Origin of the sequence: Kaistella yonginensis (genome assembly GCF_030409525.1) — a bacterium.
Lineage (GTDB): Bacteria > Bacteroidota > Bacteroidia > Flavobacteriales > Weeksellaceae > Kaistella > Kaistella yonginensis.
The window spans coordinates 1-22,278 of record NZ_JAUFQB010000054.1 but is presented as its reverse complement, the minus strand read 5'-3'; the positions used below and the strand labels follow the sequence as shown (position 1 = coordinate 22,278).

At 36.5% G+C, this 22,278-nt stretch carries 22 protein-coding genes; 14 read left to right on the top strand and 8 right to left on the bottom strand.

Going from position 1 to position 22,278, the window contains the following annotated elements; genetic code table 11:
• Positions 1-9 precede the first annotated feature (9 nt).
• The 3 genes from QWY78_RS10820 to QWY78_RS10810 form a co-directional block, all read right to left on the bottom strand.
• Complete coding sequence (locus QWY78_RS10820) at positions 10-462, bottom strand: GNAT family N-acetyltransferase (RefSeq protein ID WP_290219686.1); 453 nt, start codon at positions 460-462, stop codon at positions 10-12.
• On the bottom strand, positions 459-968 hold the full coding sequence (locus QWY78_RS10815; RefSeq protein ID WP_290219685.1) for a DinB family protein: 510 nt from the start codon (positions 966-968) through the stop codon (positions 459-461). The genes QWY78_RS10820 and QWY78_RS10815 overlap by 4 nt, the downstream gene beginning before the upstream one ends.
• Positions 969-1,034: 66 nt before the next feature.
• Positions 1,035-2,174 (bottom strand): cystathionine gamma-synthase, encoded by a 1,140-nt coding sequence (locus QWY78_RS10810; protein WP_290219684.1) that lies wholly within the window; start codon positions 2,172-2,174, stop codon positions 1,035-1,037.
• A 185-nt stretch (positions 2,175-2,359) separates the two neighbouring features.
• Here QWY78_RS10810 and QWY78_RS10805 point away from each other — a divergent pair, with 185 nt between their 5' ends.
• Positions 2,360-3,817 (top strand): GLUG motif-containing protein, encoded by a 1,458-nt coding sequence (locus tag QWY78_RS10805; RefSeq protein ID WP_290219682.1) that lies wholly within the window; start codon positions 2,360-2,362, stop codon positions 3,815-3,817.
• Positions 3,818-3,896: 79 nt separating this feature from the next.
• On the opposite strand, the gene gldC is transcribed toward QWY78_RS10805, so the two are convergent.
• Entirely contained in the window at positions 3,897-4,223 is a 327-nt protein-coding gene (gene gldC / locus QWY78_RS10800) for a gliding motility protein GldC (RefSeq protein WP_290219681.1), read from the bottom strand.
• A 67-nt stretch (positions 4,224-4,290) separates the two neighbouring features.
• Positions 4,291-5,271 (bottom strand): gliding motility lipoprotein GldB, encoded by a 981-nt coding sequence (gene gldB, locus QWY78_RS10795; RefSeq protein WP_290219680.1) that lies wholly within the window; start codon positions 5,269-5,271, stop codon positions 4,291-4,293.
• Positions 5,272-5,314: 43 nt separating this feature from the next.
• On the opposite strand from gldB, the gene QWY78_RS10790 reads away from it, so the two are divergent.
• From QWY78_RS10790 to QWY78_RS10775, 4 genes are all read left to right on the top strand, one after another.
• Positions 5,315-5,863: a GNAT family N-acetyltransferase gene (locus tag QWY78_RS10790; protein WP_290219679.1), complete on the top strand. Its 549-nt coding sequence runs from the start codon at positions 5,315-5,317 to the stop codon at positions 5,861-5,863.
• The gene (nadE, locus tag QWY78_RS10785; RefSeq protein ID WP_290219678.1) at positions 5,864-6,655 is read left to right on the top strand and encodes an NAD(+) synthase; all 792 of its coding nucleotides are present in this window, start codon (positions 5,864-5,866) and stop codon (positions 6,653-6,655) included.
• Between the two features lie 110 nt (positions 6,656-6,765).
• The gene (locus tag QWY78_RS10780) at positions 6,766-7,290 is read left to right on the top strand and encodes a ribonuclease domain-containing protein (protein ID WP_290219676.1); all 525 of its coding nucleotides are present in this window, start codon (positions 6,766-6,768) and stop codon (positions 7,288-7,290) included.
• Between the two features lie 101 nt (positions 7,291-7,391).
• Positions 7,392-7,682, top strand: a complete 291-nt coding sequence (locus QWY78_RS10775) for a barstar family protein (protein WP_290219675.1) — start codon at positions 7,392-7,394, stop codon at positions 7,680-7,682.
• A gap of 79 nt (positions 7,683-7,761) precedes the next feature.
• On the opposite strand, the gene QWY78_RS10770 is transcribed toward QWY78_RS10775, so the two are convergent.
• Positions 7,762-8,985: a beta-helix domain-containing protein gene (locus QWY78_RS10770; RefSeq protein WP_290219674.1), complete on the bottom strand. Its 1,224-nt coding sequence runs from the start codon at positions 8,983-8,985 to the stop codon at positions 7,762-7,764.
• A gap of 35 nt (positions 8,986-9,020) precedes the next feature.
• On the bottom strand, positions 9,021-11,615 hold the full coding sequence (locus QWY78_RS10765) for a TonB-dependent receptor plug domain-containing protein (RefSeq protein WP_290219673.1): 2,595 nt from the start codon (positions 11,613-11,615) through the stop codon (positions 9,021-9,023).
• A 191-nt stretch (positions 11,616-11,806) separates the two neighbouring features.
• On the opposite strand from QWY78_RS10765, the gene QWY78_RS10760 reads away from it, so the two are divergent.
• From QWY78_RS10760 to QWY78_RS10720, 9 genes are all read left to right on the top strand, one after another.
• A complete protein-coding gene (locus QWY78_RS10760; RefSeq protein WP_290219672.1) occupies positions 11,807-12,484 on the top strand; it encodes a response regulator transcription factor in 678 nt (225 codons plus the stop codon).
• A 29-nt stretch (positions 12,485-12,513) separates the two neighbouring features.
• Positions 12,514-13,545, top strand: a complete 1,032-nt coding sequence (locus QWY78_RS10755) for a sensor histidine kinase (protein WP_290219671.1) — start codon at positions 12,514-12,516, stop codon at positions 13,543-13,545.
• A 129-nt stretch (positions 13,546-13,674) separates the two neighbouring features.
• On the top strand, positions 13,675-14,259 hold the full coding sequence (locus tag QWY78_RS10750) for an IS1096 element passenger TnpR family protein (protein WP_290219669.1): 585 nt from the start codon (positions 13,675-13,677) through the stop codon (positions 14,257-14,259).
• 148 nt (positions 14,260-14,407) lie between these two features.
• Entirely contained in the window at positions 14,408-15,760 is a 1,353-nt protein-coding gene (locus QWY78_RS10745) for an alpha-amylase family glycosyl hydrolase (RefSeq protein ID WP_290219668.1), read from the top strand.
• Positions 15,761-15,862: 102 nt separating this feature from the next.
• Positions 15,863-16,303: a hypothetical protein gene (locus QWY78_RS10740; RefSeq protein ID WP_290219667.1), complete on the top strand. Its 441-nt coding sequence runs from the start codon at positions 15,863-15,865 to the stop codon at positions 16,301-16,303.
• 73 nt (positions 16,304-16,376) lie between these two features.
• Positions 16,377-17,171 carry a thymidylate synthase gene (locus QWY78_RS10735; RefSeq protein WP_290219666.1) on the top strand — a complete coding sequence of 265 codons (795 nt, stop codon included), beginning with the start codon at positions 16,377-16,379 and terminating at the stop codon, positions 17,169-17,171.
• Positions 17,172-17,246: 75 nt separating this feature from the next.
• Entirely contained in the window at positions 17,247-17,471 is a 225-nt protein-coding gene (locus QWY78_RS10730; protein ID WP_290219665.1) for a hypothetical protein, read from the top strand.
• 44 nt (positions 17,472-17,515) lie between these two features.
• Positions 17,516-20,026, top strand: coding sequence for a M1 family aminopeptidase (locus QWY78_RS10725; RefSeq protein ID WP_290219663.1), 2,511 nt, complete (start codon positions 17,516-17,518; stop codon positions 20,024-20,026).
• A 126-nt stretch (positions 20,027-20,152) separates the two neighbouring features.
• Positions 20,153-21,478, top strand: coding sequence for a hydroxymethylglutaryl-CoA synthase family protein (locus QWY78_RS10720; RefSeq protein WP_290219662.1), 1,326 nt, complete (start codon positions 20,153-20,155; stop codon positions 21,476-21,478).
• 7 nt (positions 21,479-21,485) lie between these two features.
• Here QWY78_RS10720 and QWY78_RS10715 read toward each other — a convergent pair whose 3' ends face one another.
• Positions 21,486-22,142, bottom strand: a complete 657-nt coding sequence (locus QWY78_RS10715) for a hypothetical protein (RefSeq protein WP_290219661.1) — start codon at positions 22,140-22,142, stop codon at positions 21,486-21,488.
• Between the last annotated feature and the right edge of the window lie 136 nt (positions 22,143-22,278).

Genomic DNA, 22,278 nt, shown 5'->3' with positions numbered 1-22,278 from the left:
TTAGATTTTTTAGAAGTCCAGATTTAACCATTCATAGAAATTCACGCTGTCGTACAATTCAAAACCAGAACGTGGGTAAAGTTGGTTTCCGATTTCATTATTTTTTCCGGTTTCCAATAGGATTCCGCTAGCGGCAGTTTCGCGGCATAATTTTTTTGCCTCGTCGATCAGTTCCTTGGAAAAACCTTTACCACGCGAATTTACATTCACATATAAATCATTTAAAAGCCAATATTTTTTCATTCTGGTCGATGAAAACAGTGGATAAAGCTGAACAAATCCGACCAGTTTTCCGTCTGTTTCGGCCACATAAATTTCAGAATCTTTATTTTGTAAGCGTTCCTTTAGAAAGTTTTCTGCGCTATTAACATCACTTTCTTTATGATAAAAAACCCTGTATTCATCAAATAAAATGGATAATTCAGCCGAATCATCAAAAGTTGCATTTCTTGTTTTTTTCATTTTTGCAATGGTGTTAAGTAGCGCTCTTTAACACTGTTTAAATGATGAAGATGGTGACCAACAATTAATTTACCCAATGTTTCTACGGAAATTTCGTTGCCATTAGCAATCCCTTTTCGAGAAAAAAATACCGCTTTTAAATTTTGGAAAAATAAAATATTGGATTTTCGCAGCTGGTCAAATTCCTCAAGGAGATTTTTCAAAGAAACTTCTTCTAAATGGTATTCTCTTCCGTAACCTTCTTCGTCCCAACCAGCAATTTCGGTTTGATCATTTCGGGAAAATCGCAAGGCACGATAAATAAAAATACGCTCTGCATCAATTAAATGCTGCAGCACTTCTTTTAACGTCCATTTCCCTTCTGCATATGCAAAATCAGCTTGTTCTTCTGTTAATTGTTGATACAGCTCGAGTGTTTCAGCGGAAGTGATTCTTAGTTCTTCCTGCCAGTTTTCAGTTGGAATTAAGTCGAGATATCTTTCAATATATTTTTGAAATTCGTTCATATTCAAAATTATAAAAAACCTTCAAGTTTTGCGAAACTTCAAGGTTTTTTTTTAAATATTTTTCGATTAACCAAAAGCCTTTTCCAGATCTGCGATCAAATCTTCTTGGTCTTCGATACCAACACTGAGGCGAACCAAATCATCGGTGATTCCCAATTCGGCACGTTTTTCTGCCGGGATAGATGCGTGGGTCATTAATGCGGGATGGTTGGCCAAAGATTCTACACCGCCTAGAGATTCGGCTAAGGTGAAGATTTTTACCTTTTCTAAAAACTTGATGGAATCTTCTTTTTTACCAGATTTAAAGGTGAATGAAACCATTCCGCCAAAATCTTTCATTTGTTTTTTTGCCAATTCAAACTGAGGGTGAGATTCTAATCCGGGATAAAAAACCTGCGCAACCGCCTGATGATTCTCTAAATATTTTGCCACTGCCAACCCATTTTCAGAATGTCTCTGAACTCTTAGAGCCAATGTTTTAATTCCTCTCAAGACCAAATAAGCATCGTGCGGTCCTAAAATCCCACCACTTGCAAACTGTATGAAATGCAATTTGTCACCCAAATCCGAAGTTTTTGCGATCAAGGCTCCCGCAATTACATCAGAATGCCCTCCTAAATATTTCGTGGCTGAATGCATCACGATATCTGCACCTAAATCCAAAGGCAATTGAAGGTAAGGCGTTGCAAAAGTATTATCGACCGCGACTAAAATATCTTTTCCTTTTACCAAATCGGTTACCGCTTTGATGTCGACCAATTTCATTAAAGGGTTGGTAGGGGTTTCCAACCAAATTAATTTGGTTTTATCAGTGATTACCTGCGAAATTTTCGAAACATCATCAAAACTCACAAAGGTAAATTTCAATTGATATTTTTCAAACAATCGGGTGAACATTCGGTAGGTTCCACCATATAAATCATCTACTGCAACCACTTCATCACCCGGATTTAATAATTTTAAAACACAATCAATGGCTGCTAATCCGGATCCAAACGCTAATCCTCTCGCTCCATTTTCGATCGAGGCAAGGCTGTCTTCTAAAGCTTGTCTTGTTGGATTTGCAGCACGGGAATATTCGTAACCAGAATGAATTCCTGGTGATTTCTGTGCAAATGTTGAGGTTAAAAATACAGGAACGTTCACCGAGCCTGTGGCCGATTCGTGGTGCTGCCCACCGTGTATCACTTTGGTATTGAAATTCATTCTTTAAAATTTTTAATATGCAAAGATACAAATGAAATTCTTTGTAAAAGTTTGAAACTGCTTTCCCGTCGATTAATTTTGTGCTAATCATTGCATAATTCATGAATTCTGCAATAGTTAAGTATTACTTTTAATTTAATCATAACTAAAAAATTGTATTTATGCATCTAATCTAAAAAAGTATTATGAAAAAAAGAATTATTCTTTTGGCGCTTTTGGTCGCCACTGGGTATGGTGCTTCTGCCCAATTAATTAAAGCTCCTAATGAAGGGAGTAAAGTAACATTTTTAACTTCTGTAACTCCTTCAAACGAGGCTTTTTTCCTGAAGGCTCCTACTACTTTATGGCAGGATAATGCAGATAATACTTGGTATAATACCACCGATACAGAATTTACGTTAACCACTCCAGCTCAGCTTGCAGGACTTGCTCAAATTGTAAATGATGGAAATAAATTTGTTGGAAAAACGGTGATCATCGGAAATGATATGGATTTTGGTGCACATCTTTGGATGCCAATCGGAAAAGGTTATCAGTTTCCATTTTCAGGAATTATCAAAGGAAACAATAAAAAAATATCCAACATTCAAATTAACCTGCCCGGTGGTGATTTTGTGGGTTTTGTGGGTCAAATGTTCAACGGTAAAATCGATAATCTTACGGCGGTAAACGTAACCGTTTCTGGCCACGATACGGTTGGAAGTATTGTAGGAAATCTATCGACCAACAGTACGATGGATAATTGCCACGCAAAAAATGTAAATATTTCTGGAACCGATTTTAATGTTGGAGGTCTCGTAGGTGGCCTGTTAACCAACTCCACCATCAGTAATTCATCTGCGGAAGGCGAAGTTTCTGGCGTTAATCAGGGTGGAGGCTTGGTTGGGACAGTCTGGGACAAAACTTCTATTACCAAATCTTATGCAAAAGGTAATGTAACCGGTCAATATATCATCGGTGGTTTTGCCGGGTATAGTACTATGGCATTCGGACCTAATCGGAATAATGAAATTTCTGATTCTTATACCCGCTCCAATGTTTTTGCCGCTTCTGAAAGAGTCGGTGGATTTTATGGTGGCCCGGAGAGTAATGCCATCACTACAAATGTGTACTCTACAGGAACTGTTAATAATGTATCCGCCAGCGGAGGTTTCGCTGGTTTTGTTGCGTTTATGACAGGTTCTAACATTTATTATGATTTTACAAATGCACCACTTGATCCGATTGGAATGTACCTTGCGGCTCCGACCACCTACGATATTATGGGTTGGCCTTCAGCGCAAATGAAAACGCAAAATCTTGCAAATTTGTTAAATGCTGCAAGACCTACCGCTGTTTGGTATTTTGATGCTTCAAAAAATGATGGATATCCAACGCTTGCATTTGAACAAGCTTTAGCAACTTCAAATTCTTCTGCAGGTTCTAAAATTCAGGTTTACCCAACGGTGGTCATTGATTTCATGACGATTAATTCAAAAGATAAAAACATCAGCTATAAAGTGGTCGATTTTTCTGGTAGAATTATTAAATCAGGTCTTGTAACTGAGGGTACTGTAAATCTGGCCCAACTAAGCAAAGGAAACTATATGCTCATCCTTCAAAATGGAATCGAAACGAGCAGCCATAAATTTTTTAAAAAATAAATGAAAGCTTTGGTTTTTTAACAAATGCCGTTTCAGTGCTGAAACGGCATTTTATTTTCTCTAGAATTTTGCGGTTGTTTTACATTTTAATCGCTGCGCGTTGGGCGAATTCTTCCGCCATAGCATCCATCCACTGGGCAACATCTTCTTCACCGGTTGCTTTTTCATAGGTGTGGCTTAACGACATTAAAACCTGGTGCAGGAACATTTTCATATCATCTACAGGCATGTCTTTCGTCCAAAGATCGATGCGTAAAGCTTCTTTTTTCACATCGTCCCACACGGAAACCATCGTCGCTTTAGTTGGTTCTTTTTCAATGCCTCCATCTTCGGCATTCCAGGTTATTTTTTCCGGAACATGGTTGTCATCAAGTTCGATATCTATGGTAATTTGAGTCTTTTTCATAATATTAATTTGTTAATTTCAAAATGCGCTGATTTGATGATGGTTTTTTAATGATCACCTTATCTCCTCAGTTCTTTGGTTTATAATTGCTTTGATTAAAAATTTCCTGAGCGTTCATCTTTAGAAAATCTGTCAATTTCGTATTTGGTTTTTCCTGATAAAATTTTCTACAAATCTGCCAACCGATATATATACCCAGTTGCGGCGAGGATTCATTGTCGATTTCTGTATAAAATTTAGAAAACGGTGCCGGGTTGATGAACCGTTCTGCCAATCTTTGGTCATCGCTGAAAACCAGATTATTCTCTACAAAAAAGTTCCAGATATTTACTTCATTCGCTTTTGCCCAATCGTATTGTTCTGGCGTATAATTCATTTTTAAAGCATCGGGTTCCTGCGGTAAAAATGCGTCTTGCAAAGTCATCAGTTTTCCGTAATATACGATTTGATCAATGAATTTTTGTTGTTCAAAGTTGGGTTCTACAAAATGGTGGGCAAAGATATCAGAGACCTTCGGTAGAATGTTTTTCGGATTCATACTTTTCTGGAAGTACAGTTCCAATCCTTTGTAGTTGGGGTTATTTTCACCCATAAATGCGGTGATGTCAATAAATAATACGGCTTCGTTGGGCTCATAGAATATAGGTTCCATAATTCCTTGCAAAGCAGATGAATAGATAAAAACTTTGGGCTCTTTAAATTCTGGAAAATGAACTTTTATATGCGAAAACAAATCAGCCAACTCGGTATTAAGTTTGGTGAGATCAATCTTAGAAATTGCGTCTTTGTAAATTTTTATTTCCTCTGGATCTTTTCTTCTTTCTGCGAAATCTTCCTCAGGAACAGTTCCTTGAAACCAGGGATATTTCTGGCTAAATATTTCCAACGGAACGGTTGGATCGTAGAATTCTTTCGAAATATCGGTTAATTCTATTTTTTCAATTGGATTTTCAACATCGACTTTCCAAACATTTTGGGATTCTTTTTTACAAGAAACCATTCCCAGTAGGAATACGGCAGAAAATAAGAGATATCTAAAAAACTTCATTATTTTTACATCAAATTTAGAATCGCAAAAATAAGGAAAATTAATGGCAAAAATATTCATTGAAACACCAAGACTTCTTTTAAGAGAAATTATTTATAAAGATGTGCAAAGGATATTCTTGTTGGATCGCAATCCCGAAGTCATGAAATATATCGGAGTAAAACCGGTAAGCAGACCAGAGGAATCTGAAGAAACCATTAAAAATATCCGAAAACAATATCAAGAAAACGGAATTGCGAGATGGGCTGTTATTGAAAAAAAATCGAATCTTTTGATCGGCTGGAGCGGCTTGAAATTTTTAAGAGAACCGATCAACGGTTATCAAGAAGTATACGAATTGGGGTATCGTTTTTTACCTGAATTTTGGGGTAAAGGTTATGCTACCGAAGCCGGAAAAGCCGTTTTGGACTACGGTTTTATAGAATTGAATTTAGATGTAATTTACGCTTGCGTCGCGATTCAAAATGTGGGTTCTGATCATATTTTAAAAAATAAATTGGGTTTCGAATCTCACGGAACTTTCGTTGACCCACTCGATAAAGCAACGTGTATTTGGTATGAATTAACGAAAGAAAAATTTAATAAAGATTAAATGCAAACAGAAAAAATAACAGAAAAAATTGTCGCCTGGTTAAAAGTTTACGCTGAAAAGGCTCACGTAAAAGGTTATATAGTCGGAGTGTCTGGCGGGGTTGATTCTGCCGTAGTTTCTACGCTTTGTGCGATGACCGGTTTAAAAACGCTATTAATCGAAATGCCGATTCGTCAAAATCAGGATGAAGTGAATCGCGCTTGGGAGCATATGGAACATTTGAAAAAGCGTTTTTTCAATGTAGAGGCAATTTCGGTTAATTTAACTCCAGCGTTCGAGGAATTGTATGAAACCTTCGATGTTGCAGATGAAGATTTTCCAGCCGAAAAACTGGCGTTTGCCAATACCAGAAGCCGCTTAAGAATGTTGACTTTATATTACTACGGACAAATTAACGGTCTGCTTGTTTGTGGAACAGGCAATAAAGTGGAAGATTTTGGGGTTGGATTTTTCACCAAATACGGGGATGGTGGTGTAGATGTTTCCCCGATTGCAGACTTGTACAAAACAGAAGTTTATGCTTTAGCAAAATCATTAGATCTTGTAGAATCCATTCAAAATGCGATTCCGGCAGATGGATTGTGGGACGAAGCCAGAACCGATGAACAGCAGATTGGCGCAACGTATCCGGAATTGGAGAAAATTCAAAAAGAGTGGGGAACGAAAACAGAAGCGTATTATTCAGGACGTGATTTGGAGGTTTTCAAAATTTTCCAGAGAATGAATCGAGCGGCGCAGCATAAAATTCAACCGATTCCGGTTTGCGATATTCCGGAAGAATGGCGGAATTGATTGGAGATTTAGAGCGTTCCGTAGGAACGTTATCTCTGTAGCAATTAATAAGAAAGAAAAACGCGTTCCGTAGGAACGCTATCTAAAACAAGAAGTAACATTTGAATTATATGAACAAACAAAACATAAAACTCTTTCTATTTTTCATCATCGGTTTGTTGACTGCTTTTTTGGTAATGTATTTTATTCAGAATTATAAAATTGAAAAGAAAAATCGAAAACATATTGGCTCAGCAGTTTCCATTAATGAAAATAATAGTGAAAATTTTAAACAAAATGAAAGTTCAAAATCACCAGGTTTCTCCAGTAATATTGATGATTTAACGGAAGAAAATAGGGTCATTCATTATGTGAAGAGCAATTACCGACTTCCCAATTATTATATCACCAAAGGCGAAGCGCGTAAACAGGGTTGGGTTGCTTCGAAAGGAAATCTGTGCGATGCACTCCCTGGCCGAGCAATCGGTGGAGACACCTTTAGCAACAGAGAAAAAACGCTTCCGGCAGGAAAGAAATATTTCGAAGCCGACGTCAATTACAACTGTGGCAACCGAAATGCCGACCGAATCGTTTTTACAAAAAATGGAGAAGTTTGGCTGACGAAGAATCATTACAAGAGTTTTGAGAAAAAATAAGAGAAGAGCCAAGTAAAAAGTAAAAAGAGTCAAGTAAATTTTGGATAAATTCAAACTAAAGAAACTACGACCCAAACCCTAAAACCCACAACTTAAAAAATATGAACACCATATATATAGACTTTACAGAAATCGGAGATATGGAAGATTTCTTCGATCAGTTAAAAGAAAAATTAAAACTGCCAGAAACTTTTGGCGATAATCTCGATGCGCTTTACGATTCAATTACTGGATTTGTAGAACTTCCGTTACATATCGAATTTGTGAATATGAGCGTTGAACAACTGGAAGATTTCGAAGATTTGCTCACGACTTTAGAAGAGGCAGATGAAGAGCTTGATGATTTTTCGTTTTCTTATTATTTGCAGCAATACGAAGACGAAGATGAGTAATCTTTAAAAAAATAGTTAAAAGTAAAAACCACCCAATCGGTGGTTTTTACTTTTGATATGAATGAAAAAAATGAAAAATTTATTTTAAGGAAGAAAGCAGGTCAACTCCATTTACGGTCGCCCAAGCACCGCCAACCATAGAGGCTTTTTTCACTGTTACAGTATTGGTAAATGCTAATGGATTCGCGGATGCAAAACCATAACCGAATTTTAATTGATTATCGTTGTTGCTTGTTGCAAATATCGGATCAACCTTAATTTTGCCCGTGGCGAATTGACTCGTTTCAGTAGCCAGATCCTGGATTAAAATAGAGTAAGCATTTTTTCCACCCGTATTTTTATAACCATCGATATAGACGTTTGAGAAGATTCCGGTTCCTTGTTTTTTAAATTGAATTGCGGAAATTTCTGCAGAACCTGAAACTTCTGGTAAAGTTCCCGCAGCTCTAATTAAAGTGATATTATTTACTTTCGGTGCGATGTTATCAGCGTTTGATGAAGCTTCGATTTCCATTCCGAAGTTGCCGATTCCAGTTTGGTAAGCAAACCAGTTAGCATTATTTTGTCCGCTCCAGGAATCCTGCCAGTCAAAAGCATCATCGTAATTTCCGTAAGAAATTAGATTTTTAGCGCTTACCGTTCCACCGAAAAATTCATAACCATCATCAGTTCCTTTGTAAGCCACTAAATTTTCTAATGTTGTACCTGCACCAACTGCGTAGAAAGTCATCGAGTTGGTCTCTGAAGTTCCGTCACCAATTTTTCTACCACCATATTCTACTCTTACAAACTTCATTGTTCCAGAATTTGAATTCGCATCAGCGCCACCATAATATTGATTATTTCCATCTTCCGAAAGTGCTGTGGCTGCTCCATTTAAGGCTTTAATTGGCGCATCTCCATATAATGTGATTCCGCCCCAATCTCCCGGCGTTTTGTTATCTGAGGTGAATACTATTGGAGAATCTGCAGTTCCAACTGCATTAATTTTTGCGCCTTTTAAAATAACCAATCCACTTACATCGCTTGTCGTAGCGGTAAATATCGCTCCTGGTTCAATGGTGATTGTTGCTCCGGAACCCACTTTTACGATTCCTTTCAGCGTGTAATTTCCTTTTTTAATCAAAAGGTCTTTTGAGATTTCTCCCGTTAAAGTGCCGATTCCATCCATTACATTTCCTGGTGTCTGCTGATTTCCACCATTGTTGGTTGGAGTGTCATTATCTTCCCGAATATCAACGGTGCAAGAGGTTGCAGATAAAACCAAGGCAAGTGTTACTAAAGTTAAAATGTTTTTTTTCATTTCTTTTTTTATTTTTTAAGTGATTTAAATTTGAGTTAGAAAGTATAACCAACGGTCATATTAAATGAAGTTCCCTTTTTATAATTTTCCATCAACAAGGAACTTTCCTGAACCTGAACCAAACTATTGTCGCCCAGTTTCAGTTGGTATTCTGAATTCAATAAATTTTGAATAGCAAGTTTCACATTCCAGTTTTTATCGATTTGGTTATTGTAAACGAAATCTAATTGATGGAAAGGCACTTCGAAAATATTATCGAGTTTTGAGAAACCAACGCCGTAAATTTTCTTGCCAGAAACATTGTAAACTAAAGAGTAGGTTTTGGTGAAATTCTGAGCATTTTTATATTCGTATTTCAAGTCGGCGTTCACCGTCCAGGGCGCTGCTCCTTGCAAAGCACGTTTTCTCTTCGCTTCCACATCGGTTTCTTTATTCTGATCTGCGCTGCGTTCTACGTCAGAATACATGATCGTTGTATTAGCGCCTAACGTAAACCGTGATAATGATTCGCTGATTCTGTTCAAAGAAATTATTCCTTCAAGTTCAACACCCGCCAATGTTGCGGTTTTAGCATTAAAGAAGGTAATGGTTTGTCCGTTTGAATTTCCGGAAGCGATGTAAGAGCGCTCGATCGCATTATCAATTTTCTTTGCAAAAAGGTTGACCGCAAACATTTCTTTATTGCTTGGGAACAATTCGTATTTCAAATCAATGTTATAATTTCCACTGTTGCTCAGATCTTTATTTCCAAAGATGTTTTCGTTGTCCGGATTGATATAAGTGATCGGCATATATTCAATAAGGATCGGTCTTGTAATGGTTTTACTGGCTCCGAAACGGATATTTGATTTTTCATTCAAAGCACGCTTAACCGATAAAGAGGGGAGAATATAGTATTGGTTTTTGGTGATATTATCGAACTCGTCATTAATGCCAACACTGATCGGTTTGTATCGCGTGATGTTGATGTTGTTTTCAACTCTTCCGCCAATTAAAATATCCCACAATTCCGACGGTTTATAATTAATATTAAGGTAACCCGCATTCACAAACTGATACAAATTGTTTTTATATTCCGATGTTGAACCTTCACGATAATGGTAAGTTCCATTTAAAATCGACTGATCAAAAATCGCCTGCGGATTATCTCTACCTACCGTAACCTGTGATTGCGAAGGATCATTTAAAACAGAATAAATAAATCGGTAAGATGTATTTCGAATATCTGCGAAGCCATTATATCCAATCGCCACTTGCCATGGATAAATTTTTTTATCACCTTTTTCACCAAGGTTTAACGCATATTCCGCAAAGGCTGAAAAGTAGTTTTTACCATTAACGTCCAGATATTGTCGCAGTAAATTATTCCCACCAAAAGATAAATTGATATTGTTTCCTTCGCCAGGTTGTCCGTACATGATTTTACGGTCCGGTTGCTGATAGAAATTGTTCACCCAACTTGCGCCGGCTTTTATAGAATGTCTTTCGTTTATTTTCTGTGACGCCGTCAACTGTAAATCTGTAAATCTTGAAATATCCTGTTGATTCACGCGGATAAACTGCTGATTATTCGTTTCTCCATTTCGGAATCCAACATAATCCTGAATTAAATTTTCGGAGTTTTGGAGAAAGAATCCATTTAAATTAATACCGGTTCCTTTATTTTTAAAACCCAAGCCTAGTAAAACGGAAGATTCGGTTTCATAAGTATATTCTTTTCGGTTGAGGTTGTTATTATAATCAATCGAATTTCCATTTAAACGAAACTGGTTTTTGACACCGTCTTTGTATTCATAGTGGTTTCCCTGATTTAATGAAAAGAGAAAGCCTAAGTTTGAAGTTTCACCGATTTTAAATTTCTGAGCCGTTGTAAAACCGATACTCGTGTTCGGTAGAGACTTTATATTATCTACATTCCAACCTTCACCAAAAGAATGCAGCGATTCAGAAGTGCTGAAATTGTAGCTTGACGGTCGATATCCTTTTACTTCATTTGGCAATTGTTTATCTCTTGAATTTAAACCAACATAACCATCGATAGAATTAGCGTTTGGATTAATTTTAAAGTTATTGCGAAAAGTGCTCAAAGTATTCACGCCGATTCCAAATTCAATTTTGGAAAATGGTTTTTCGTAAGTCAAAGTTTCAATATCGAAAGTCGCTCCCGCAAAATCTGCGTAGAGATTAGAATTAAAAGTTTTGTAAATATTCAATTTTCCAACCACATCAGTTGGGAATTGTTTTAATGCAATTATTTTCTGAAAAGGATTATTTGAAGGTGAACCCAAGCCATTAATTAACAACGTGTTGTAACGATCTTCCAGACCTCTCACAAATAAACCGCGTCCTTCGACGCTCGTAATTCCGGTTACTTTTACCAAAGCCTGTTCAATATTTGAAATTCCTTTTCGGGAAATTTCTTCAGAACCCATCGATTGTTTTTGAATAATCGCTTTCTTCTGATCGATCAAAAGAGCACTTTCTGATTTTCTATTGGACGAAGATTTTAGGAGAATTCCTTCGATGTTTCTCTCTTTACTTACCGTATCCGTTTTTGTGCTTTGTGCATACAAAAAAGGTGTGGCAGAATTTAGCAATACAACTGCAATACTCAGTTTTCTGATATTCATTTCTTCTTTTTATTAAATTTCTTTCGGGGCAAAGGAAGAAACAAAAGCTTAATTTGGTGTTGCGTCAGCTTTAATTTTAGATTACCATTCTTTTAACAAAAACACAGTCATATTAATTAATTATGAATTCTTAAATAGATGGGTTTTGGAACCTTTAATTTGAGTATTTTTGAAAGAATAAAAAGTGTACAATGCCTAAGAAAAAGATTCTTCTAATCGATGATGAGCTTGATATTTTAGAAATACTGACCTATAATCTTGAAAAAGAAGGTTATGTAGTGACCACCGCAACCAACGGGAACGAGGGAATTCTAAAAGCAAAAAAAATGATCCCCGATCTGATTTTACTCGATGTGATGATGCCGGAAAAAGACGGAATTGAAACCTGTCAGGAACTTCGTCAGATTAAAGAGTTGCAAAATACGCTTATTGTTTTTCTTTCGGCCCGTAGCGAAGAGTTTTCTCAGTTGGCAGGCTTTCAAGCAGGAGCAAACGATTATGTGGTCAAAGTAATCAAGCCGAAAATTCTTATTTCTAAAATTAATGCACTTTTGCAATTAACCTCAAAAGTCAGCAACGATGCAAAAGTTCTTACCGTTGGTGATTTGGTGATTGATAAAGACAATGTAAAAGTAACCAAAAACGGTCAGCATTTTTTATTGCCTAAAAAAGAATTTGATTTGCTTTATCTGCTGGCCTCCAACACGGAAAAAGTGTTTAAAAGAGAAGAGATTTTAGAACGGGTTTGGGGAAATGATGTTGTGGTCGGCGAAAGAACGATTGATGTTCATATCAGACGATTGCGCGAAAAATTGGGAATAAACACCATTCAAACCTTAAAAGGAATCGGCTACAAATTGGTGGTGTAACTTTGGTTTATTAATTTTATTGATCAATAATGAAATTTTATCGGCTTACTTTTTTCGCCTCTTTATTCCTCACCGCGGTCATGCTTATGCTCGTGTACGTTTTCGATGCGGCAAACCATTCCTTTTCCGAAACCGACCAACAATTTCTGCAAACTTTGATTTTGAGTACCTTGATTTTAATTATTATCAATTATTTGGTGGTAGACTTTCTCTTTAATTTTTATGGGAAAAGACAAATCAGAAAAATTTCAACCATTTTGCCGGAAGAAATCAGAGATGAAGAAAGCAACCTCAACTTTAAAGAGTTAAGCCAGAAATTTACCGATCTTAATTTGAAAAATGCTACTGAAATCGATACGATGAAAGGAATGGAAACCTATCGAAAAGAATATATCGGAAATATTTCCCATGAATTGAAAACCCCACTTTTTACCATTCAAGGTTATGTAGATACCCTGTTGGAAGGTGGCGTAGAAAACTTAGCGATTCGCGATAAATACCTGGAGAGAATTGATAAATCAGTCGAGAGATTATTAAATATCGTGAAAGATTTGGATATGATTAATCAGTTTGAAAGTGGCGAAATTACATTGAATAAAAGCAAGTTTGATCTGAATCATCTCATTCGCGAACTGATCGATATTTTAGATTTAGAAGCACAGAAAAAGCACACTAAAATTGTGCTGCAAACCTCATCCAATCAAATATTTGTACTTGCAGATAAGCAGAAAATATCGCAGGTTTTGTTAAATTTAATTTCTAATGCCATTTATTATTCTAATCGTGAAAGTGCTACGGTTACCGTAAAAACGAAAGTCCAGAATCAAAAAATTCTTGTTGAAGTTGAGGATAACGGAATGGGCATCAAACCTGAAATGTTGACCCGGATTTTCGAACGGTTTTATAGAATAGAATCTAGTAGAAATAGAAATGATGGCGGATCAGGTCTTGGTTTGGCTATCGTAAAACATATTTTAGAAGCGCATCAGGAAAACATTTCCGTAGAAAGCATCTATCTTGAAGGTGCCAAATTCAGTTTTTCACTACAAAAAGGCACCTAGTTTGCGGCGAAATTTAAGCAAAACTTTTTAATAAAAAGTCGGTAATAATTTTTTTGCCAAATTGCAATTGTTTTATATTTGCACTCGAAGAATAAAACTAATAAGTAATCGTAAAAATTTTAGGTCATAATGGTTTACAAACTCCGAATTATTTTAGACACCAAAGAAGATATTTTCAGGGATGTTGAAATTAAAGGCAAACAAAACCTTTGGAATTTGCATTTGGGAATTAAAAGTGCATTTTCGCTCATGGGTGATGATTTGTCTGTATTTAATATTTTAGATGAAGACGGCGTAGTTGTAAAGATTGTTCCATTGGAAGATATGAGTGATGATGGTGACGGCGAAATTATGTCTGATGTTTATATCACCGAAGCCTTCGAAAAACCAGGCGACAAGATTCATTTCCAATATGGATTTATGGATTTGTGGGAATTCTTCTGTGAACTGGTAGAAATTATCGACGAAAAACCTGCGGTAAATTATCCGATTACGGTTTTCCGTTTTGGCAAAATGCCCTTGAAAGCACCAACAAAATCCAGCACCAAAGCAAAAAGAAATGGCGTAGCACCGTTATTATCTGATGATGAGTTTCCGAGTTTTGAAGATGAATTTAAAGCCAGCAGTTTTGCTGATGATGATGACGATCATTTTGATGACGATGAAGATGACTTCGATGATGATGATAACTTTGATGATGATTTAGATGCATAAAATTGTATAGAACAAAAACCCCGAAAATTATCGGGGTTTTTTTAGGACTCCACATTTTTCTGTTTTAAATCATTAATGGTTAATTTGAGCCGCCCCAAACTTGGGAAATTTGAATAATTAACGATATATTTGCCTTAAATCTTTACCAATGAGAAGACTGATTCTTTTAGCAATTCTTAGCTTAGGAGTTATTTCCTGCAGCACCCTAAAAAATACAAAGAAAATGGATTTACCCAGCGAATGGAAACATACCACCAATATTTACGAAGTAAACGTACGACAATATACCCAAGAAGGAACCTTCCGGGCCTTTGAAAAAGAAATGCCACGATTGAAAGCAATGGGCATAAAAACACTCTGGTTTATGCCAATTACCCCGATTTCTCAAAAAGTGAAAAAAGGAACCATGGGCAGCCAATACGCCGCACACGACTATACCGCCATTAATCCCGAATTTGGGACCATGGAAGACTTTAAACATCTGGTTGATGAAGCTCATAAAATGGGTTTCAAAGTGATTATCGACTGGGTTGCCAATCATACGGGTTGGGATCACGTTTGGACGAAAACCAATCCAGAATACTATTTGCTAGATCCTAAAACCAACGATTTCCAAATTGCGTCTGGAATGGATGATATTATAGAGTTGGATTATTCAAACCCCGAATTAAGACAAGCCATGATTGAGGCCATGAAGTTTTGGGTGAAAGAAACCAATATTGATGGATTCCGTTGCGATTTGGCAAGCTGGGTCGAAGTTGATTTCTGGGAGCAAGCAAGACCCGAAGTCGAAAAAATAAAACCACTTTTTTTTCTAGGTGAATTTGATGAATTGGATAATCCAGAGTACGGAAAAGTTTTTGATGCCAGCTATATCTGGACGTGGATGCACAAAACAAAAGAATTTAATGAGGGTAAAGTTTCGTTCGCAGAATTAAAAGAGTTGTTGGCGAAATATTCAAATATTGGCGATTCTTCCATGAGAGCATGGTTTACCAGTAACCATGATGAAAACACCTGGAACGGAACGGAATATGAAAAATATGGAGATTTGGCTCTGCCTTTAGCTGTTTTCTCCATCACATGGAATGGCGTTCCTCTTATTTATAACGGGCAGGAACTCCCTTTGAAAACAAAACGTTTGGAGTTTTTCGAAAAAGATCCAATCCCGTGGACTGGCAAAAATCTACTGCACGATTTCTATAAAACGATGCTAAGTTTAAAGGCTAATAATGCCGCACTAAGAGGTGGTGATCCCGCTGCAAAAACCTATCTCTTAAAAACTTCTGCGGATAATAAAGTTTTGGCATACGTTAGAAAAAATGGGAAAGATGAAGTCTTGACCGTTTTGAATTTTTCAGAAGATGAGGTCTCTTTTACCATCGAGGATGAAAATGTTACTGGCATTTTTAAAAATGTTTTTTCTGGTCCGGTAAAAGATTTTTCAAAAGATAAAAGTTTTTATTTACCGGTTGGTGGGTATGCAGTGATGGAGAAATAAAATCGATAATACCTATTAAAGATGTTTATACGAGCGGGCTGTAGCCCGTTTTTATTTAAAGCAATACTCAACTGGCTTTAGCCAAAACCCATTTTTAAAGAAATGAATAAAACCGAAATCCTTCAAATCATCCAAGATAAACTATCAGAAAAGATTGGTACTTTAGAAAGAATGATTGCAGAAACCCGCGCCTCCAACAACGAAACCAAAAGTTCGATGGGTGACAAATATGAAACTTCCCGAGAAATGGTGCAGCAGGAAATCAACAATATTCAGCTTCAACTGAACGAAAATCTAAGGGCGAAAAATTCTTTGAAATTAATCACCACGAACCCACATCAAACAATTGGTGTAGGAAGTTTGGTTGAAACAGAAAAGGGATTATTTTATATCGCAGTTTCTTTAGGTGAAATTATTTTTAATGAAAAGAAAATCTTTGTGATTTCTACCGAAAGTCCTTTGGGTAATGTTTTGTTGGGTCATAAAACAGGTGAAGAAATTTCTTTAAATAATCTTAAGCAAAAAATTCTAAAAATTTGGTAAATTTGAAATCTGACTTTTTCAGTGAATTTATATTTTCAAATTAGCACCTTATCACATTTTCAAATAAACTTCAATGCAAAACTACCTCGACCTCCTTCAACATATCTTAGATAACGGAACTGATAAAACCGACCGTACAGGAACGGGAACCAGAAGTGTTTTTGGCTATCAGTTGCGCTATGATCTGTCCAAAGGTTTCCCCATGGTCACAACCAAAAAAGTTCATTTAAAATCCATTATTTATGAATTGTTGTGGTTTTTAAAAGGCGACACCAATATTAAATATTTAGCGGATAACGGGGTTTCCATCTGGAATGAGTGGGCGGATGAAAATGGCGATCTCGGTCCTGTTTACGGTGCGCAATGGCGAAGTTGGACTGGTGCCGACGGAAAAGTAGTCGATCAAATTACTGAGGTGATTGATCAAATTAATAAAAATCCAGATTCCCGCCGATTAATTGTTTCTGCCTGGAATGCTGCGGAAATTCCCAATATGGCTTTAGCGCCTTGTCACGCACTTTTTCAATTTTATGTTGCCGATGGAAAATTATCACTTCAGTTATATCAAAGAAGTGCAGATGTTTTTCTCGGCGTTCCTTTTAATATTGCGAGTTATGCTTTGCTATTAATGATGGTTGCACAAGTTTGCGATTTAGAAGTTGGCGATTATGTTCACACTTTTGGTGATGTGCATATTTACAACAATCATTTTGAGCAGGTTCATAAACAGCTTGCACGCGCTCCAAAAGATTTACCAACGATGAAATTAAACTCTGAAATAAAAAATATTTTCGATTTTGATTTTGAAGATTTTACTTTAGAAAATTATAATCCTGAACCCGGAATTAAAGCACCGGTTGCGATATAGAAGAGCATTAAAGTGGAGTAGTATAACTTCACTTTTTTTTGTAACTTTTCTTTTGAAACACCTACCAATCATTCAATGAAATCTTTAAAAATAAATCTCGAAGATAACGCTGATCTTGGTAAATTGACCGAACTATTAATCCAGATTAAAGGCATAAAATCGGTTGAAATCATCAATCATGATAATGATGAAAGCGATTTAAAAAAAGCCGTTAACAAAAGCAAAGAGCAGTTGAAAAGTGGCGACTATGAATCGTTTGTAAATGATTTATTCGAAACCTTTGTTAATAAGAAATCTTAGATTCTAGGCAAAATTATTCTTTAAAAATAAAATATTTTATATAAATGAAAAAACTGATCATCTCCCTTAGTTTACTCGGAATTTTATTCTCCGGAAATATTTTCGCCCAAACCGAAACTTCCGGCAGGACTGAAGTCTACAGAGCGTCACATACCAAAATGACCGAACTGAAACACACCAAACTTAAAGTGAGTTTTGACTATCAAAAAGAGCAAATGGCGGGAGAAGAGTGGCTCACCGCTTCGCCTTATTTTTATCCGACCGATTCTTTGGTGCTAAACGCGAAAGCCATGTTGATTCATGAAGTGGCCTTAGATAAAAACGGCAGCAAGAGCCCTTTGAAATTTGAGTATAAAGAGGATATGCTAAAAATTAATCTTGATAAAACCTACCACAGAAATCAAGACTACACCGTGTACATCAAATACACCGCTCGTCCGAATGAAGTGACCCAAAAAGGCAGCGCAGCAATCTCTGATGCGAAAGGTCTGTATTTCATCAATGCGCAAGGTACCGAACCCGATAAACCTACTCAGATTTGGACACAAGGAGAAACAGAAGCTAGTTCAGTCTGGTTTCCAACGATCGATAAAACCAACCAAAAAACCACCCAAGAAATTTACATGACCGTTCCCGATCAATATGTGACTTTATCAAACGGTTTAATGAAATCTTCCGTTAAAGGAAACGGTGGTTTGCGAACGGATCATTGGGTGATGGATAAAAAACATGCGCCATATTTATTTTTCATGGGTGTGGGTGACTATGCCGTAGTTAAAGATAAATGGCGAAACATTGACGTGGATTATTATGTAGAAAAAGAATATGAACCGTACGCAAAACAAATTTTTGGGAACACACCAGAGATGATGGAGTTCTTTTCTAAAAGATTAAATTATGATTATCCTTGGTCTAAATATGCACAAATGACCGCTAGAGACTATGTTTCTGGTGCCATGGAAAATACCACTGCAGTTCTTCATCAGGAATCTGCACAGCAAAAATCAGGCGATCTGATCGATGAAAATCGCTGGGAAGAGACCATTGCTCACGAATTATTCCACCATTGGTTTGGTGATTTAGTCACCGCAGAAAGCTGGAGTAATTTGACCGTCAATGAATCTTTTGCCAACTATTCCCAATACCTGTGGAACGAACATAAATACGGAAAAGACCTGGCCGATTATGGCTTAATGAAAGAGAGTAGAGGATATATGATGGATCCTGCGAACCCTACCAAAGATCTGGTCCGTTTTAATTATCACTCGCGCGAAGATATGTTTGATGGTGTTTCTTATAATAAAGGCGGCGCAATCCTTCATATGTTAAGAAATTACTTAGGCGACGATGCATTTTTTGCTGGTTTAACCGACTATTTAAAAACCAATGAATATGGTACTGGAGAAGCACACCAACTTCGATTGTCTTTAGAAAAAGTTTCGGGCAGAGATTTAAACTGGTTTTTTAACCAATGGTTTTACGGAAGCGGACATCCAAAGTTGTCGTATACCACCAATTTTGAACCCGTAAAAAAACAAGTTACTGTAACCATTACGCAAATGCAGGTCGGACAAAATTATCAGTTTCCGCTGGCCATTGATGTATATGAAAATGGAAAACCGTCTAGAAAAAATGTGTGGGTAGACGCTGAGGAAAAAAATAATTTCACCTTCTCCGTTTCCAAAAACCCTGAATTGGTCAATATCAACGCCGATGGAGTTTTGCTTGGTGAATTTACCGATTCCAAAACTGCTGATCAGTATTTTACGCAATTCCAAAATTCCAAAGAATTCTTGAGCAGATATCTGGCAGTTGAAAACGCAACAGAAAACGTGGCAAAAAATCCTGCGTTTTTAAAAATTCTAGTCGCTGGCTTGAAAGATCCTAATTTTAGAATCAGAATGAAGTCATTGAGTGGTTTAGATTTAGCAAAACCGGATCAGGCCAAAGCTGCCTTGTCTGAAGTTGAGAAAATGGCAGCTCATGATCAGAAAACTTTAGTTCAAGGTGCGGCAATCTCAGCTTTAGGAAAAACGAAAGATAAAAAATACCTTCCGCTTTTTGAAAAAGCAATAGGTGCTGTTTCTAATGCGGTAAAAGCCAACGCGCTCACTGGGATTTCGGCAGTTGATCCTGCTCGAGTGATTGCTCTTGCGGATAAGATTGATTTAGAAGGTGCAAGCGATGATTTAATTGCAGAACTTTTGCCCATCATTGTTAAAAATAAAATTGAAAAACAAATGCCTGCGATTGCTTCAACAGCGGCGTTTTATCCATTTTTAAAGTTCCAGAATCCAGAATTGGGTGCTGCCGCAGAAGATGGTTTTAACTGGATTATGAGCTCCGATAATTTGAAAGCAACGGAAAATTTAACCAAAGTTTTAACGCAAGTTAAACGTCAAATTGGGGATAATCCACAAGCAAAAATGATGATCTTGCAAATTTTGAAAGACGGACTCACCAAAAAAATGGTTGTTTTAAAAGCCAATCCTTCTAGCCCGACCCTTAATCAACAAATTGATTTGCTTAATAAAACGATTGAAGCGTATAAATAAACCTTAAAAATAATTGATAAAAATGGACTTCGGAATTAATTTCGGAGTCTTTTTTTGTAAGAAATCCTCTCGCATGTAAGCGTTTTAAAAAGATATTTTATAATTTCGTAGGTTAATTTTATATTGATGAATTTAGGAATTGAAGCAGCAAGCTTTTATGTGCCCGCATTGTATTTAACAATCAACGACTTAGCAGAGAAAAGAGCGATTGACCCTCTCAAACTAGAGAAAGGTTTAGGGTTGTATAAAATGGCGATCAATGATGTACATGAAGATGCTGCAACATTCGCCGCTGAAGCATTGCTCAAACTAATCCAAGATTACGACCTCAATCCAACGGAAATTTCAAGAGTGTATTTAGGGACCGAAAGTGCTTTAGATGCTGCCAAACCTACGGTTACTTTTGCCATTCAAATGGTTGAAAAAGTTTTGGCTGAAAAATTTGGCGAAAGATGCTTTAGAAATTGTGATGTTGTTGATTTAAATTTTGCCTGTATCGGCGCGGTTGATGCTTTGCATAATTGCTTGGACTATGTACATGCAAATCCTGAAAATAAAGCCATCGTCATCGCTTCTGATTATGCCAAATATGAGTTGGCTTCTGCTGGGGAATATACCCAAGGTGGTGGAGCAGTCGCACTTTTAATTTCTTCAAATCCTAAACTTCTTGAGATCGAAAATAAATGGGGCGTTGCCACCGAAAGTGTTTTTGATTTCTTTAAACCACGGCGAAGCATTGCAAAAAGTGATTTAACATCAGCCACAGAACAGATGGCTGATTACCTGGAACTTTTCACGGATGAACCTGTTTTTGATGGTCATTATTCTAACCAATGTTATCAAAATAGAATTAAAGAGGCTTATAGTCACTACAAGACACAAGCAAAATTAGAAAAACCATCTAAGAATTGGCGGTATTTAATTTTTCACCTGCCCTATGCTTTTCACGGTAAGAGAGTGTTTTCAGAAATTTTCAGTATCGAAAATAGTTTGGCATTTTCCACATCTGAGGAGCAAAAATTGGTTGCGAAGTCAGCCGTATATTTAGATTTTATTAAAGAAAAGATAGAACCTTCACAACGAGCAAGTTCCGAAATTGGCAATATGTATACAGCCTCTATTTTTATGGCGCTGCTGTCTGCTTTTCAGGTAAGTTATGATAGAGGGGAAGATTTATCTAATGAAAAGATAGGCTTTCTGGCGTATGGAAGTGGGTCTAAAGCAAAAGTTTTTACCGGTAAAGTTGGCAGAAACTGGAACGAAGTAGTTGCAAAATGGAATCTTTTTGAATCTTTAAAACAACGGATTCAAATTGATTTTGAAACCTATGAAAAACTTCATCGAAAACAATTGTATGATTCTATTAATCCTAATTACAAAGGATTTGGATTGGTTTGTATAGAACAACAAAATCCCGTTTTAATTGGTGCAAGAAATTATCAGTTCCAATAAAAAGCGGCTAAATCGTCCATTCATCATTAATTACAGCGACTAAATAATAGGTGCCGTGTAATTCCTCAAACACCAATCGCAAAGAATTCCAATCCATTCCGCTATATTGTTCAGAGCCAGGCAAGAAATTTTCGGTAAAATTAAAACCTGCATATGTTTCTTGTAGGTTATTTAGCGAGTTTCCACTGCCTTTAAATGTGTTTAATTGATACTCACCTTTGGTAAAATCGCGGTTGAAAACCCAATTGTTAAAATAGTCTTTGATCGACAGAACGAGTTTGTCACCAGATCCATCTTTTTCTCCCCATGTAAATTTAATATTGGTGGGCGCATATTTTATAAATTCTTGCCTGGTAAACCGCTTGTCTTGATTCGGCTGAATATAGGCGTACATGGAAAATTGCACGCCTTTTTCGGGATGAATATAGCTTGAAAACCTTGTGTAATCTTTTGCTTTTAACGTGGATAAGATTTGATCATTCAACGATTTTAAAGTTTCATCTTTATTTGTGTTTTTTGTCTCTAAACCTTGATTGGTTCTTTGAAGGGTATCTTTAGAGTTGGTAATCAAAGAATCTTTCACGGAGATTTCCGAAGTGGTTTTGCTTTCTTTTGAACAATAAATCAAAGATAGAAACGCAAAAATATAGAGGTGTTTTTTCATAGTGCTTCAATTTAATGATGAAATTTCTTAGATTAACCTGTTGTGCATTTAGCATAAATTAATTTTTGTTTTATTTATACTTCTTTTAAAAACGAAAAAATTCAGATACTGTATCATTGTAAAGGAAGTGATTTTA

Coding starts and splice junctions, on each gene's coding strand:
- QWY78_RS10720 (WP_290219662.1), top strand. CDS start 20,153: ATGAATTTAGGAATTGAAGCAGCAAGCTTTTATGTGCCCGCATTGTAT.
- QWY78_RS10730 (WP_290219665.1), top strand. CDS start 17,247: ATGAAATCTTTAAAAATAAATCTCGAAGATAACGCTGATCTTGGTAAA.
- gldC (WP_290219681.1), bottom strand. CDS start 4,223: ATGAAAAAGACTCAAATTACCATAGATATCGAACTTGATGACAACCAT.
- QWY78_RS10725 (WP_290219663.1), top strand. CDS start 17,516: ATGAAAAAACTGATCATCTCCCTTAGTTTACTCGGAATTTTATTCTCC.
- QWY78_RS10790 (WP_290219679.1), top strand. CDS start 5,315: ATGGCAAAAATATTCATTGAAACACCAAGACTTCTTTTAAGAGAAATT.
- QWY78_RS10770 (WP_290219674.1), bottom strand. CDS start 8,985: ATGAAAAAAAACATTTTAACTTTAGTAACACTTGCCTTGGTTTTATCT.
- gldB (WP_290219680.1), bottom strand. CDS start 5,271: ATGAAGTTTTTTAGATATCTCTTATTTTCTGCCGTATTCCTACTGGGA.
- QWY78_RS10765 (WP_290219673.1), bottom strand. CDS start 11,615: ATGAATATCAGAAAACTGAGTATTGCAGTTGTATTGCTAAATTCTGCC.
- QWY78_RS10740 (WP_290219667.1), top strand. CDS start 15,863: ATGAATAAAACCGAAATCCTTCAAATCATCCAAGATAAACTATCAGAA.
- QWY78_RS10815 (WP_290219685.1), bottom strand. CDS start 968: ATGAACGAATTTCAAAAATATATTGAAAGATATCTCGACTTAATTCCA.
- nadE (WP_290219678.1), top strand. CDS start 5,864: ATGCAAACAGAAAAAATAACAGAAAAAATTGTCGCCTGGTTAAAAGTT.
- QWY78_RS10820 (WP_290219686.1), bottom strand. CDS start 462: ATGAAAAAAACAAGAAATGCAACTTTTGATGATTCGGCTGAATTATCC.
- QWY78_RS10750 (WP_290219669.1), top strand. CDS start 13,675: ATGGTTTACAAACTCCGAATTATTTTAGACACCAAAGAAGATATTTTC.
- QWY78_RS10805 (WP_290219682.1), top strand. CDS start 2,360: ATGAAAAAAAGAATTATTCTTTTGGCGCTTTTGGTCGCCACTGGGTAT.
- QWY78_RS10715 (WP_290219661.1), bottom strand. CDS start 22,142: ATGAAAAAACACCTCTATATTTTTGCGTTTCTATCTTTGATTTATTGT.
- QWY78_RS10745 (WP_290219668.1), top strand. CDS start 14,408: ATGAGAAGACTGATTCTTTTAGCAATTCTTAGCTTAGGAGTTATTTCC.
- QWY78_RS10775 (WP_290219675.1), top strand. CDS start 7,392: ATGAACACCATATATATAGACTTTACAGAAATCGGAGATATGGAAGAT.
- QWY78_RS10760 (WP_290219672.1), top strand. CDS start 11,807: ATGCCTAAGAAAAAGATTCTTCTAATCGATGATGAGCTTGATATTTTA.
- QWY78_RS10780 (WP_290219676.1), top strand. CDS start 6,766: ATGAACAAACAAAACATAAAACTCTTTCTATTTTTCATCATCGGTTTG.
- QWY78_RS10755 (WP_290219671.1), top strand. CDS start 12,514: ATGAAATTTTATCGGCTTACTTTTTTCGCCTCTTTATTCCTCACCGCG.
- QWY78_RS10735 (WP_290219666.1), top strand. CDS start 16,377: ATGCAAAACTACCTCGACCTCCTTCAACATATCTTAGATAACGGAACT.
- QWY78_RS10810 (WP_290219684.1), bottom strand. CDS start 2,174: ATGAATTTCAATACCAAAGTGATACACGGTGGGCAGCACCACGAATCG.